General features: G+C 61.2%; 8 protein-coding genes. All 8 read right to left on the reverse strand.

The window, feature by feature from the left end:
- Positions 1-59: 59 nt before the first annotated feature.
- The 8 genes from C4N9_RS19350 to C4N9_RS19385 all read right to left on the reverse strand — a co-directional run bounded on the left by C4N9_RS19350 (position 60) and on the right by C4N9_RS19385 (position 14,911).
- On the reverse strand, positions 60-1,715 hold the full coding sequence (locus C4N9_RS19350) for an RNA-binding domain-containing protein (protein ID WP_109535002.1): 1,656 nt from the start codon (positions 1,713-1,715) through the stop codon (positions 60-62).
- Complete coding sequence (locus tag C4N9_RS19355; protein ID WP_210404078.1) at positions 1,715-3,595, reverse strand: site-specific DNA-methyltransferase; 1,881 nt, start codon at positions 3,593-3,595, stop codon at positions 1,715-1,717. The genes C4N9_RS19350 and C4N9_RS19355 overlap by 1 nt, the downstream gene beginning before the upstream one ends.
- On the reverse strand, positions 3,592-4,278 hold the full coding sequence (locus C4N9_RS19360) for a DUF4391 domain-containing protein (RefSeq protein WP_109535003.1): 687 nt from the start codon (positions 4,276-4,278) through the stop codon (positions 3,592-3,594). The genes C4N9_RS19355 and C4N9_RS19360 overlap by 4 nt, the downstream gene beginning before the upstream one ends.
- Entirely contained in the window at positions 4,275-7,535 is a 3,261-nt protein-coding gene (locus tag C4N9_RS19365) for a helicase-related protein (RefSeq protein WP_109535004.1), read from the reverse strand. Before C4N9_RS19365 ends, C4N9_RS19360 begins: the two co-directional genes overlap by 4 nt.
- A gap of 318 nt (positions 7,536-7,853) precedes the next feature.
- Positions 7,854-8,111 carry a WGR domain-containing protein gene (locus tag C4N9_RS19370; RefSeq protein ID WP_109535005.1) on the reverse strand — a complete coding sequence of 86 codons (258 nt, stop codon included), beginning with the start codon at positions 8,109-8,111 and terminating at the stop codon, positions 7,854-7,856.
- 87 nt (positions 8,112-8,198) lie between these two features.
- Positions 8,199-9,131, reverse strand: coding sequence for a DUF2493 domain-containing protein (locus tag C4N9_RS19375; RefSeq protein WP_109535006.1), 933 nt, complete (start codon positions 9,129-9,131; stop codon positions 8,199-8,201).
- A gap of 365 nt (positions 9,132-9,496) precedes the next feature.
- Complete coding sequence (locus C4N9_RS19380; RefSeq protein WP_109535007.1) at positions 9,497-10,528, reverse strand: DUF7146 domain-containing protein; 1,032 nt, start codon at positions 10,526-10,528, stop codon at positions 9,497-9,499.
- 3 nt (positions 10,529-10,531) lie between these two features.
- A complete protein-coding gene (locus C4N9_RS19385) occupies positions 10,532-14,911 on the reverse strand; it encodes a strawberry notch family protein (protein WP_109535008.1) in 4,380 nt (1,459 codons plus the stop codon).
- Positions 14,912-14,919 lie beyond the last annotated feature (8 nt).

Raw genomic sequence — 14,919 nt, forward strand, 5'->3', positions numbered from 1 at the left:
CTGTCGCTTTCTTAAATCCAGCGCTTCTTTCGTAATTTCTTTCGTAGGATGTTCTTGTTTCATTCGCACAGCTTCCATTGTGGGGCAGGTTTGGAGCCAGCGTTAAAAATCACGTCTTTGCGCCGTAAGCCACTGAGAAGGTTTCCGATTTTGTTTCTCTTCTGCGTGTCATCCAAGGCGTCGCTTAACTTGTCCCAGAGCAGGTCATCAACGTCCTTTCGTGAAGCGCTGCCGAACTTTCGTAGAAACTCAACCACCATGTCCGCGTAATGCTGATCGTCAAAAGCACGGGTCTTGATGTATTCGGCCTTCTTGGACGATGCAGCCGCGACAGCAGCCGAGACGCGGAACCGAGGTTTACGTCCCTCAACCAGCCCCTTGCGCTTCAGCGCCTGGATCGCCGCATCCGGCACCTCCAACCCTTTCTGCACTCTGTCCAGCGCAAGCACGTCGGTTAGCTTCAAGCCGCCGTTTTCCATCAGAACGCGTGTATAGGCCGGATCAACAACCCCGCCATAGACCGTCATAACCACGGCATCGCCCGCCACCTCGTAATCGGGCATCGGCAGATAGCGCCGACGCTGCGTTTCATACATCCGCTGGATGCCATAGCCCATCTGGTCGATCATGTTCAGCTCGACCATGGCCTGGACCAGATAGGGGTTGCGATAGCCCCTCGGCGTCTTGTCGCCGCGCACATAATCCTCGGGTGCGCCCTCAAAGAACCGGCCTGCGTTCTCCAACACCAAGCGATCCGGCCGCTCGGTCACGATGATCCGCTGGTTCTGGCGGTAATCCTGATGGGCGATGCAGTTGTGCAGCGCCTCCAGCACCACCTTCCGGTCGTATTTCGACACCTCATGCGGCAGCAGCTCGTCATCGGGCAGCAGGCGCAGCTGGATGTTGCGGATGCGTTGATAGAGCTGCGAGGTTGCCAGCAGGAACGGTGGGCCGAAATGTTCATAGGCCGTTTCCGGTCCGACCAGCTTCCAGGTCATCTGCGCGGGATGGGGAGACAGCAGGTAGGCGCTTTCCGCACGCCCCAAGAGCAACAGCGCCGTGCGGGTCACCTGTCCGCGTTGGGTCACCTTCGCGCGGTCCAGCAGGGTCGCCACCGGCCAGCCGCGCACCTCATCCGCGTCAATCCGGTTTTGATGCTTCAGGGCAAAGTCGCTGCGCGCGCGCTCCACCGCCGTCGGGTCGAGATCATCCAGCGTGGCGCCGTCCACCACCTGCGCGCTCCAGTCGGTGTTCAGCGTCTGCGCGCGGATCTCCTCCAGCTTGCCAATGTTCAGCGGGGCGAGGCTCTCGCCTGAGCGGGCATAGTAATGCCCTTTCCAAGAAATCGGCATCCCGCGCGGGGCGGGCGGCACTTCGAGCATGACCACGCGCGCGCCCTCCACATCCACCTCGTGGATCTGGCGCAGGGTGATCGTGGGGTCGGCGCCTTGGGCGATCTGCTGCTTCAGACTGTCCAGGCGTTCACGCTCGGGCCGGTAACTGGTGCCCACCACCGCGCGTGTCTGGTTGCTGACGCCGAACACCAGCCAGCCCGCCTCGGCGTCGCGCAGGTTCGCCTCGTTCGCGAGGGCCGAGAAATAGCGCCCGATCTTGTCGGTGTCGTAATCGTTCGACGCCTCCTTGAACTCGACCACCTCGTTTTCCCAGGTGGCGATCAGGTCGGTCAGTTTGAGGCGCAGCTCGGCGGGGGTCATCAGATGGCTTTGACGTCTGTATCGGGCGACAGGGATTTGAAGATCTGCTTCACGTTGATCTTGGTCGCGTCGTCCTTGAAGCCCGTGTCCTTGAACACCATGCGCAGGGGGTGGCGGGTGGCGAGGGTTTTGACGAGGGTTTCATCCACGCCGTTGTCAAAGCAGGCGATCAGGGCGGTGCCGGCGACGGTAAAGATGGTCTTGCCGTCAAGGCTCTCGCGGGTGATGGGCAGGGTCAGGTCAACGCCCCAGTCGAGCAGCACCTGAAACAGCAGGTCTTCGGGGGTGCGATCCGGTTTGATGTTGTCCACGCGGGTCAGCAGGTCGGCCTGTGTTGTGGCGTCGGGGGTGTAATAGACATCGGCCATGTTCGAGCTGTCGATTTTCAGCACGCGAAAGCCCACATCGCGGTTCCAGTCGGGGTGACACTCCCCTTCGAGGATTTTCGCCCCGGCGCGGCGGATGCGTTCTTTCGTAACTTCACAGATGTCACTGAAACCAAGCTTTCCCGCAGATGAATCCGCCTTGATGTTTTCTGGCAGTTGAACGGAAATAAACTTCCGGTTCACACCGTCCAAAGCACTGAGGCGCATCAAAGCATGTGATGTCGTGCCAGAACCTGCAAAATAATCTAGAACTAAATCATCATCTTCATCGGCCACCTGTTCAATAAGTCTCTCAATGAGCGCAACTGGTTTTGGAAACGGAAATACATCAGCATCGAAAAGGTCACGGACATCCTTTGTGCCATCCGCCGTGAAAACATCATCTATAACTGATCTGAATGAAATGAGCTCCGATACCATGTCGCACCGAAATTTTTTCTCTCGCGGGCGCCCGTCATCCTTGGATGGAAAAATTATGCAGCCTTCTTCTATCAACTTCCTCATTTTGTCTCTGGAATATCGCCACCCTGAAGCTGGGCTGGCTGGGAAAACTCTACCAGTGTCTGGTTCGATCAGATCGTAGTGAAGATTTGGTCGTTGTGCCTCCGTCGCCAACCCAAGAATACTTCTACTCATCCAAGGGCCGCGCGGGTCGTTATCTGGGTTTTTGAACTTAGATTCGTCGCGCTTCACTCCACGAAGAGATGTTTCACCAGATTTGGCATAAGCTATAATATATTCATGATCCGTAGATACATTTGACTTTGAACGCGTGTCTGTGAATTGTCTCGCCTTCCACACAAACTGCGCGATGAAGCTTGACGCGCCAAAAATCTCATCAGAAATTGTTCGCAGATTATGGATTTCTATGTCATCGCAACTTATTAGGGCAATCCCACCTTCAACCAACAGATTCTTGGATACCCTTAGCCGAGAATACATCATCGACAACCAGTCCGAATGAAACCGTCCATTCGATTGCGTATTAGCCACCAGCCGATTGCCTGCCTCATCCACCTGATTTGACTTGGCCAGAAACTCTGCCGTGCTTTCGGCAAAGTCATCCTCATAGACAAAATCATTCCCCGTATTATAGGGCGGGTCGATATAGATCATCTTGACCCTGCCCAGATAGGTCTCTTGCAGCAGCTTGAGCGCCTCAAGATTGTCGCCCTCGATGAACAGGTTGCGGGTGATGTCAAAATCCACCGACTCCGCCCGCACGGGCCGCAGGGTTTTCGCAATCGGGGCATTGGCCGTGATCAGCGCCTGCCGCTTGCCCGGCCAGTCCAGATGATAGCGCTCTTGCGGGCCGTCCACGATGCTGCCCGACAATTCCTGCCGCAGCAGGTCGAAATCCACAGCGCGGCGCAGCGTGCCATCCGGCCCCCTGCTTTCCGTCACGCAGCCCGGAAACAGCGCCGCGATCCGCTCTACGTTCTGCGCGGTCAGGTCGGGGCTGTGCATCTTCAGCTTTTCAATCTCGTCACTCATGGTTTCCCCCCGCCCGTTTGATCCGGGTCTGTCATACGGTCAAAGGCCGCCTGTGCCTCGGCCAATTGGCCGTGCAGCGTCACTTTGAGATTAAACTGGCTTTCGCGTTTCAGCTTGGATTGAAGCTGCGCAATCTCCCGCTCTTTTGCCCTGATTGCCGCCAGTCGCGCAAGGCGGGTCTCCACATCCTCCCCCGGCACGGGTGCGATCGGCATCAGCACGGACAGCATCCTGTCATACAGCGCGCCCATGTTGACCGCCACAGGCAAAGGCACGCGGGGGGCGTCACGCGCGGTCCACTCCCCGCGCAAGGGATCGGACAGCACCCATTTGCCGCGCTCCGCCTCGGACGGGCGTTTGTAGGCGGCGGCGGGTTGGATGCGGTCCCCCGCCACCAGCTCGAACATCAGCGGAAAGGGAATGGCGCGGTCAATGGCGCGCAGGATGTCGTCGTGCAGCGCATCGCCCTTGAGCGTGACGCGGAACACCTGAATTTCCGGCACGGCGGGCGTGGCTGGCAGGTTCAGCGTTTCGGGGGCAAGCTTGTGCGCCCAAGTGATCTGATCCACCTCGCGCACAAAACGGTCGCGCAGCGCCGTGCTGGCGGCGGCCCCGTCATAGATGCGGGTCTTGGGGATCACGCGTTTGAGCGCGGTCTGGGGCGGGTATTGATACAGCGTCATGGGTCGCGCACCACGATGAAGGCGATGAGTTCGAAATCCTCCAGCCCCGCGATGGTCTGGGTCAGTGCGGTGGTATGGCCGCCCGAGAACAGGCTGTCGATGTCGCGTTCTTCCTTGACCTCGATCATCGAGCGGATGGCGTCGTTGAGCAGGCCCGAATATGTCCCCATCTTGCGCCCGTCCTGCGTTTCCGCATTGAAGGCGGTGCAAAGGTCGCGAAATGGAATGGTGTTTCCCTTGCAGCCCGACCGGATCAGGTCGAGCAGGCGTTTGACTTGTGTCTGGTCGGCGATGATCTGCCCGTCCTGACCGATGTAGATCAGGTAATAGGGATGCAGGCGGTTCTGCTGGTTGACGTTCACGCTGTCATGGATGTTGCGCAGCGTGAAGATCACGCCGGGGTGCAGGCCGCGCTTGGGGTCGGACGGGATGACCGTGTGCAGCCCATGCGGCATGCGCGGCAGGTCGTCATGGGTCTTGAGGTAGTTGAGCAGGTCCATCCGGAAGTCGTTGAGGCCGAGGTCGGTGATGGAAATGCCGGTCTTCACGTCCTCCAGTTCGATCACCTCGTTCTGGAGGCGCTGAAGCTGGTCCTTGCGGTAGACTACGTCCGAGCTTTTGGAGGTGAGCACGTTATCCTCACCGGTGCCCGCCATGTCGACGATGTGCATCCGGTTCTCAACGCGTTCCTTGAGATTGATGTATTCGTCCAGGCTGATGTCGGGCCAATAGTTGGACAGCTGAATCTGGGTGTTGGGCGAGCCGATCCTGTCGATCCGGCCAAAGCGCTGGACGATGCGGACAGGGTTCCAGTGGATGTCATAGTTGATCAGGTAGTCGCAATCCTGAAGGTTCTGTCCCTCGGATATGCAGTCGGTGCCGATCAGGATGTCCAGCTCAGCCGGATCATCGGGCATGATCTTGTCCTTCTCCTTGGCGCGGGGGGCAAAGAGCGTCAGGACGGACTGGAAGTCATAGTATTTCTTGAGCGTGGTGCGCGGGTTGCCAGAGCCGGTGACAATGCCGCTGTGAATGTTCTGTGCGTCGGCAAAATACGGTGCGAGCTGGTCAAACAGGTAGTTCGCGGTATCGGCATAGGCGGTGAAGACGACCACCTTGCGGTTGCCGACATTCAGCGGGTTGGCCATCTTGCCCGCGATCTCTGCGATCAGATGCTGCAGCTTCGCGTCATCCTCGGGCGTGACCTTCTCCATCTCGGCAATCAGGCCGTCGATGATGATCTTGTCGACCGACAGCTCCTGCTTCCAGGCGGTGATGTCCATATCGGCTAGGTCGATCTTGATTTTCTTGCCGACCGAGAAATCCGCGAAGTCGTCGTCCTCATCCGCAACGGCCTCCAGGTCGATATCCAGATCCCCGACAGTCGCTGCTCCTCCCGCGGCCTCGAACTGCGCAATCGCATCAAGCGTCCGGCCGATATTGCCAGACAGCGCTCCAAGGGTCTTGCGGAATGCATGGACCGAGCTTTCCAACCGCTTGAGCAGGTTGGTTGTCATCAGGGCTTGCAGACTCTTCTCGCGATCAGCCTGTTTAAGCGTGCCTTTGCCGCCCTCGGTCTTGGTGTCATAGAGGTCTTCGTATTTCTTCAGGCGACTGGGCTGGATGTAGTTGACCGGTGCATAGACGGCCATTTTCAGATCACTCAGCTGTGCGAAGATCTCGTTGAACCCGATGACATCGTCACGGTGCGTAATCGGCAGATGATGTGACAACGGCTTCAGTCGCGTTGGAAATTTGCCGATGTCCGCTGTGTCGTAGAAGGTTTCGATATGCTTGCGGGAGCGCGCGATCGTCACCGCATCGAGCAGCTCGAAGAAATCAAAATCCAGTGCCCTCAGGATGGAGGCTGGCGTCCTTTGATCCGGGGGTAAGTTTGACCAGACGTTAAACGCAGTCTGCGCACGACGAAATATCTCTTCCACGCTGGTTTTGGTTTTCAGGTTCTTGCTCAGGGCATCTGAATGCCCTTCATAGGCAAGCGCCAGCTGATTTCTGAGATCTGTGAAACGATTGTTAACCGGCGTCGCCGACAACATCAGGACTTTGGTCTTGACCCCGGCCTTGATCACCTGGTTCATCAGACGTTGGTAACGGGTCTCGCGGTCCTTGTAGACATCGTTGTTCCGGAAGTTGTGGGATTCATCGATGACGACCAGATCGTAATTGCCCCAGTTCACACGATCGAGCCGCATCCCGAATGACTCGCCAGACGTTCGTGAAAGGTCCGTATGGCATAACACGTCGTACCGAAACCGGTCCTTGGCGAAAATGTTGGTGGTCAGGTTTGCATTATAATTGCGCCAGTTGTCTGCCAGCTTTTTCGGACACAGGACCAGAACGTCCTTGTTGCGCAGTTCGTAATACTTCACCACCGCCAGAGCCGTGAAGGTTTTGCCCAGCCCCACACTGTCGGCTAGAATGCACCCGTTATAAGTTTCCAGCTTGTTGATAACGCCTACGGCGGCATCTCGCTGGAAATTGAAGAGCTTCTGCCAAACAAGACTTTCAAGATAACCCGTTCGATCCTTAGGCAGAACGTCCTCATCGATCTCGCTCAGGAAGTCGCTGAACAGGTTGAACAGAATCATGAAGTAGACCCGCTCGGCAGGGTTCTCCTGGTACACGGACTCGATGTGCTCAAGGACCTCGGCCGTGACATCTCGCAGCTTTTCCTCATCATTCCAGATCTGGTCAAAGAGGTTCAGGTAGGTCTGCGCAAACTGGGGCTCATCCATGACCTGTGTGTAACTTGAGATCGCATCCCCCCGCTGATACCCTAGGTCAACAGCGGTAAACCCTGACAGCGGCATATAGGCCGCACCGGTCTCGGACCGCTGCACATGTCCGAACTGCTGCATCGGTGCTGATGTGACGTTCGATTTGAATCGCGCCCTCTTGCGGATCCAGTTCGCACATTCCCGCGCGACCGCCCGTTGAGTCATTTTGTTCCGAAGCTGAATTTCAAACTCGCTGCCTGACAGCGTTTCTGCCGCTCGCCCCCTGGGAATGAAAAACTCACGTCTCTCCTTCTTGATGCGGTCGATCGCGCCGTTTGGGGTAAACGTCGGTGTGGTAAAGATGAACTCAAACTCTTTTAGTTCACTTAATTCCGTTTTCAGGGCATCGAATGCGTAAATTGAGAAGCACGCAGCGGCGACCCGAAATTTCGACGCGCCGGACAGCTCGCTTTTCAGATCATCTCCCAGCAGCGTGGTTGTGTTGTCGATAATCCGCAAAAGTTCCCCCAGAGGTCACATGTCCAGCAATAATGTCACACTAACTCTCACGGGTGGATGTGCAACGCCCTGAAAATAAATGCGCAAAGCTGTTCGTGCTGTCAAAGACATGAAATCGCGTCAACGGGCGAAGCCAAGCGTCAGTCTTCATGTGCATTTCCCTCACTTGGGCCAGCGCAAATTACAGCTGCAGCGAACTTCAGTTTAGTCTTGCTTTGCCGCTAGATAGCCGCATCATCAATCTTGTCAGGATCGAGTGCCATCTCTCCTTCTTCTGGATTTTGTCTGGTTTGTGCGCAATGTCGTTGAGCGCGCACTTCATGCATACCCCCGCCGCTTCTTCACCGCGGCAAGCTTCATCAGCGCGGTGACGGCGCGCCCTTCATCCGGATGCTGCTCGATCATCATCTGCCCGCGCGCGCCGATGCGGCCCCATTCACGTACGAGGCTCGCCCCGCCGAAGAGATCGGGCTGAATGCTCATGCGGTAAAATCGCCGCATGTTGCAGGCTGGATCGATCCGCCGCATCCGTAGCTCGGTGGGGAAGATCTCCAGTTGGCTGACGCTATCAAACATGTCGCAATCCGGTCGCGGGGTTTATGCCATGATATCAGGTGGAAGCGCGTGCTTCCACCGTGATGTCCCCCGTGAGGGCAAAGGGGCTCACGCCCCCTTCTCGAACTTCATGACCGGGATGCCGAGCTTTTTGGCCTTGTCGGCGAGGTTCTCCTGGATGCCGGTGCCCGGGAAGACGAGAACACCCACGGGGAGCACATCCAGCATCGCGTCGTTGCGCTTGAAAGGCGCGGCCTTGGCGTGCTTGCTCCAGTCCGGCTTGAAGGCCACCTGCGTCACGCCGCGGGCCTCGGCCCATTTGGCGGCGATGAGTTCTGCGCCCTTCGGGCTTCCACCATGCAGAAGGACCATGTCGGGATGTTTGGTCCGGACCTGATCGAGCTTGCCCCAGATCAGGCGGTGATCGTTGAAGTCGGTTCCACCGGTGAGGGCGACTTTGGGGCCTGCGGGGAGCATCACCTCGGTTTCCGCGCGGCGCTTGGCGGCGAGGAAGTCGCGGCTGTCAATGAGCGCCGCAGTCATGTGCTGGCGGTTCACCATCGAGCCGGTGCGGGGGCGCCAGGTCGATCCCGTGTGATGGACAAACTCGGTGGCGGCGTGATCGCGCATCATGTCCATGCAGTTGCGCCGTTCGATCAGCGTCAGGCCTTCGGCCGTCAGGCGCTCGAGTTCGGTGGATTTCACCTCGGAGCCGTCCTGCTCGCGCTGGAGGCGGCGCTGCGCCTGTTCGTTCTCATCGAGCGACCGCTCAATCCTCGCCGTGGCGCGGTGGAAGAGGTTGACCTGGCCCCAGAGCACCTCTTCGAGGTCGGGTTCCATGCGGGTGTCTTCCAGGCTCGCGACGAGGGCATCGAAGATGTCGGCGACGGCAACTGCAAGGCGCTGCCCATCGGGCATCGGGCGCGGATCGGGCTCGTCAAAGGGGCGGTAGCCGTAAAGCTGCAGCTCGTCGAGCGCATGGGCGGTCTGGGATGCGGTGTGGGCGGGTTCATACGCGTCGTCGTGGGTGTGGATCGTCATCGGTTCTTGCCTCCGGGCCTATCTCGTCCGCGCGTCATCCCGCGCGGCCTTCATGGGCTGCGAAAGCCGTCACGGGGGACGCCCCTTCACCCCCTTTCGGGGCCGGAACGCATGTGGAGGAGGACGGGGGGCGGCTAATTTGCTTCGCGATGCAAAGGCGGCTCTGCCGCCGGCGGAAATCAGTCGCTCCCCGTCCTTGAAGGGGCGTCCCCTTTGACGGCCGCCTGCCCATCTCTTGAAGGCCGCTCGGGTGTCGGGTGGATGAGATTTACCCGGGAAGAGGCAAAAGGTGATGATCCACACCCATGACAGGACGGCAGGACCTCTACCCCCTCAGCCCCTGACCACCCTCTGCGCGATGCGGCTCAGCCCAACAGGCGTTGGCGATCCTCAAGCCCGATCTGCCCTGCCAGATGCTGGCGCAGCGCCTCTTTGCCGGTCGCCCGGAGATCATCGTTGAAATCCCCGAGCCGTGGTTCCAGCACCCGTACGGCAATCCCGGCATCAAGGGCTCTGGCGCGCAACCTCTCTGCCGCGCGTTGCCCGGCCGGATCGCGGTCGATCGCGATGTAGAGGCGCTGCAATCCCTCTGGCAGCAGGACGGCCCCGAGGTGACCCGACGAGAGCGCCGCCCAGACGGGAAGGCCGGGGGACGCCTCGAACAGGGACAGCATGGTCTCGATGCCCTCGCCGATCACGAGGATGTCGTCATGCGGGGTCAGCCTGACAGCATTGCCGAGGAGGTGACCCATGGCACGCCGCTGCGTTTTGACCGCCGCCTTGCCCTTGCCGTCGTGCGCCAGCCAAGTCCGATGCACACCCTGCAGGGCCCCTGCCCCATCGGTGACCGCAGCGATCAATGCTGGTCGGGGAATGCTCTTGGTCTGGCCTTCATCCCGATGCCAGCATTTCGGGTGGAAGCGAAGGGCGCTCATCGTGCCGCCTTGGGTGATGCCCCGGGCTCGGAGGTAGGTGTCGGCAAGCGTGCCTGCGACCGGCAGCGAGGCTGCGAAGAGCCGCGCAGCCGCCGCTGGCGTGCCACCGGGGGCTTTGGCCTTCTTCGGCACTGGTGCATCCGGGAGAACCGGCTGCGGACGGCCCAGATGCGCCCGGGCCTCGGCCAGAAGATCGGGAAAGCGGGAGATCCCGGTCCTCTCGCGGATGATGTCGAGAAGATCGCCATGCTCGCCCGTGGCACCATCGGTGAACTTGCCGGCCGCGCCCGGCCCCGACGCAGGCCCGGTCAGCCGCACGAAGAGCGACCGGCCGGGATTGTTCTGCAGATCGCCAACGATCCAGTAGGATCCTTCCCGCCGCCCGGCGGGAAGGTAATGGCGACACACGCTCTCGGCACTCTCCGCCAATGCGCGGATCAGATCTTCGGTCTCGGAATACATGGCTCAGCACCCTCCGCGTGCATGTAGTCTCGTCACAGGACAACGTGCAAGCAAGCGATCCAGCACTTTGACGCCGCTCGCATCCGTCGGGCAGAACAGGCGTAGCTTCCAGCTGATGATCTCCGAGAAGAAACCGTCAGCCTTGAGCCGGTCTTTGGCGGCACCCGAAAATCCCGACAGTTCTATCCGGTTCACACCCATGACGCGGGACCGGTGCAACTCCATCCCCTCGGCCAGCCGCACGACGGTCTTGCCCTCCAGAACGAGAGCATGGACCTGCGCCGCCGTGAGCTTCGGAGCATCGGCGGCAAGTGTGGTCGCGACCCACGACGGTGAAACGCGGCGACCGATGATGCGCTGACCGTCATCGGTCTGCAGCCGGTAGACGCGGGTTTCATCCTGGGGGAGCTGCTTCCAGATCGGCAGCAAGAGGCCCGCCACGATATGCAGGGTGGTTTCCGAGAACTCCGGCACTTCAGCCAGTTCTGCCCTCCAGGCTTCAGTGAAGGCCGCGCGGTCGGCTTCGAGCCAATGGGTGTCGTCCATGATCTTGGCCGGAACCGTGCTCGCCTCCAGCGGGCGGATCAGCCGCAGGCGGGGTTCGATGGTGCCATCGTCCAGCATCAGGCTGGTCGCGGGCACCTGCACGGCAGCCCGGCCCGAGCGGCTGTTGACCAGTAGCCGCGCCTTTGGGTCATCGAGCCAGTCGAGCGCATCCGCCAGTGACAGCGGTGTATTGCGCTGCTTTTGCGCGATGCTCAGCAGCTGGGTTTCCGCGCCAGAGCCGGGATGGGTGTAAATCACCCGCGCATCTGTGACGCGGAAGCTCTCGGCGCGCAGCGTCTCAAGCCCGAGGTCGTAGACCCCGGCGGCGATAGCGCCCTCGATCCGTTGGTCGAGGAGTTCCTCAAAGGCCGCGAAGAGTACAGCCTGCATGTCGTTTGTGAGCGCCAGCAGGCGATTGAGGAAGGTGGTGATCGGCGGCAGGTCATCCTTCAGACCGTTGTCATCAGTCAGGCTGAGGCCGGTCGCATCCTCAAACGCCCCGAGCGAGCAGCCCGCAACATCACCGCGATAGAGGCGGCGGTAAAGCTGGCGCAGAGCGTCGCGGGCATAGGGGGACTCGAGATTGTCCTCGGGCCGGAACATCCCCTGCCCGCCGGTTTGACGCTGGCCGCGCGTGATCGCCCCGAGCGTGTCGAGGCGACGCGCGATGGTGCTGAGGAATCGTTTCTCTGCTTTCACATCGGTAGCAACGGGCCGGAACAGCGGTGGTTGCGCCTGGTTGGTGCGGTTGGTGCGGCCCAGTCCCTGAATGGCCGCATCGGCCTTCCAGCCGGGTTCGAGGAGGTAGTGAACCCGTAGCCGCTGGTTCTTGGCCCCAAGATCAGCGTGATAGCTGCGCCCCGTGCCGCCGGCATCAGAGAAGATCAGGATGCGCTTCTGGTCATCCATGAAGGCGGCGGTTTCCGCGAGGTTGGCCGAGCCAGCCCGGCTTTCGACGACTAGGCGCGCGGCAGCGCCATCGCCCTTCCTCACGATCCTGCGCGAGCGGCCCGTGACCTCGGCCACGAGATCGGTGCCGAAGCGCTGCACGATCTGGTCGAGCGCGCCCGGGACGGGCGGCAGTGACGCCAGCTTCTCGATCAGCGCATCGCGCCTGCGTGCTGCCTCGCGGCATTCGACCGGCTGACCATCGCGGACGACCGGTCGGGAAGACAGATTGCCCTCACTGTCGGTGAACGGCTCGTAGAGCTGCACCGGGAAGGAATGGGCGAGGTAGTCCAGCACATATTCCCTGGGAGTGATGTCGACGCGGATGTCGTTCCATTCCTCGGTCGGAATCTCCGAGAGACGGCGTTCCATCAGCGCCTCGCCGGTCGAGACGATCTGGATGACGGCCGCATGGCCTGCCGCGAGATCAGCCTCGATGCTGGAAATGAGGGTGGGGGTTTTCATGCTGGTCAACAGATGGCCGAAGAACCGTTGCTTGGCGGACTCGAAAGCCGAGCGGGCGGCGGACTTGGCCTGGCGGTTCAGCGTGCCACTGTCGCCCGTGATGTTGGCGGCCTCCATGGCCGCCGCAAGGTTGTTGTGGATGATGGCGAAGGCCCCAGCATAGGCATCATAGATGCCGTGCTGTTCAGGCGTCAGCGCATGAACCAGCATCTCGTATTCGACGCCGTCATAGGAGAGCGACCGGGCAGTATAGAGGCCAAGGGACCGCAGATCGCGGGCCAGGACCTCCATCGCGGCAACGCCGCCCGCCTCAATCGCTTGCACGAATTCCGCGCGCGTCGCGAACGGGAAATCCTCGCCGCCCCAGAGACTGAGACGCTGCGCATAGGCGAGGTTATGGACCGAGGTTGCGCCGGTGGCCGAAACATAGACCACGCGGGCATTGGGCAGCTTGTGCTGCAGGCGCAGGCCAGCCCTGCCCTGCTGCGAGGCCGTGACATCGCCGCGCTCGCCCTTGCTTCCTGCGGCATTCGCCATGGCATGGCTTTCGTCGAACAGGATCACCCCGTCGAAGTCGGCCCCCAGCCAGTCAACGATCTGATCGACGCGGGACTTTTTTGCGCCCCGCTCCTCGGAGCGCAGCGTGGCATAGGTGGTGAACAAAATGCCCTCGGTCAGCGGAATGTCGCGACCTTGCGCAAAGCGCGACAGCGGCGTCACCAGCAAGCGTTCCTGCCCGAGTGCGGACCAGTCGCGCTGCGCATCCTCCAGCAGCTTGTCGCTTTTGGAGATCCAGAGCGCCTTGCGCCGACCCTGCGCCCAATTGTCGAGCACAATCCCAGCCGACTGGCGGCCCTTGCCCGCCCCGGTGCCGTCGCCAAGGAAGAAGCCGCGGCGGAAACGGACGGCGTCAGCGGCATCGTCGGGCGCGGCCGAGACCATGTCGCCGGTCTCATCGACGGTCCAAGACCCCGCGAGATAAGCGCCATGCGCCTCGCCCGCGTAGATCACAGTCTCAAGCTGCGCGTCGGACAGAAGGCCATCGCGCAGAATGGTCGCTGGCAGCGTCGGGCGGTAGCTGGGTTTCGGGGGCGCGACCGAAGCCATGGCCGCAGATTGCACAAGCTTGGTCGGGTGCGGTTCCGCTCCGGGAATGTCGATCGCCTGCAGACGGAAGGTCTCATAAATAGCATCCGACAGGCGCGCGCTGGCCCCGTCCTCGGTTGCATCGCGCAGGGTATAGGCAAGGTCTGCGGCCTCGATCTGCGGAGCGGTGTTGGTGGCGGGTATTGCTGGCGTGGTGCGCGATGTTCTGATCGCCTTGCGCGTGGTGCGGGCAGGATTTCCCGGGAAGGGGGAAGTGGGGCCCTGCCCGGCTGGTGCGACCTGCGCCAGTTCGAGGCGCGGGGGGACATGGGTAGTGATCAGCGACAGCAGGCTGGCGACATCAGGAGATATCGGGCGCGCCAGATCGGCTGTGATGCCGCCCGCATCGCCACCGCGGCATTTGTCGAAGACCGAAATCCGCGTCTCGAAGCTGGTGCCGTGCTTGGCGAAGGCGGCACCGGACACCGCACCCGTAAAGACCAGATGCGCGGTCTCGGTCAGGCGCCCGAAGGTCTCAGCCCAGGCGGGCGCATCGGGCGCGAAGCCCGCACCGGTGATGGCGACCAACCGCCCGCCGGGGGCCAGACGCGCAAGCGCCGAGCGCAGATGCCGCGCTGTCGCCTCGGTGCTGCGGGCATCGACATTGGCCACCGCCGAGAACGGCGGGTTCATCAGGATCACGCTCGGGCGCAACCCTGCGTCCAGATGATCGTCGATCTGGGCTGCGTCAAAGCCCGTGACAGGCCGGCCCGGAAAAAGGCGACGGAGGAGATCAGCGCGGGTGTCGGCAAGCTCGTTCAGCGCGAGGCTGCCGCCCGCGATTTCTACGAGGACCGCCAGAAGGCCCGTCCCAGCCGATGGCTCCAGCACCAAATCGCGCGCGGTGATCTGTGCTGCAGCCTTTGCGGCCAGCCCCATGGGCAGCGGCGTCGAGAACTGCTGGAACCGCTCCATCTCTTCAGACCGCCGCGTATGGGTCGGCAAAAGGCCGGACACCTTGGCAAGGATCGGCAGCAAGGCGGCGGGCGAACCGGCACGTGCCAGTAGCGCACGGCCGAACTTCCGCAGGAACAGGACCAGCGCTGCCTCGCCTGCTTCATAGGCCAGCTTCCAGTCCCAGGCGCCGGTCGCGTCAGAGCCGCCAAAGGCGCGCTCCATCTCAAGGCGCAGGCGCAGCGCGTCGATCTGGAAACCTTGCACCAGATCAGTCTGCAGCGCTTTGGCCACGCTCAAGATCGCAGCGGCCGTATCGAGGGACGGGATGGGGACAACAGACGCAAGGGCGCGCTCGGTCGCAAAATGGGCGAGATGGGTCATCGGGAAAC

The sequence above is a fragment of the Pararhodobacter marinus genome (assembly GCF_003122215.1).
In the GTDB taxonomy this organism is placed as follows: Bacteria; Pseudomonadota; Alphaproteobacteria; order Rhodobacterales; family Rhodobacteraceae; genus Pararhodobacter; species Pararhodobacter marinus.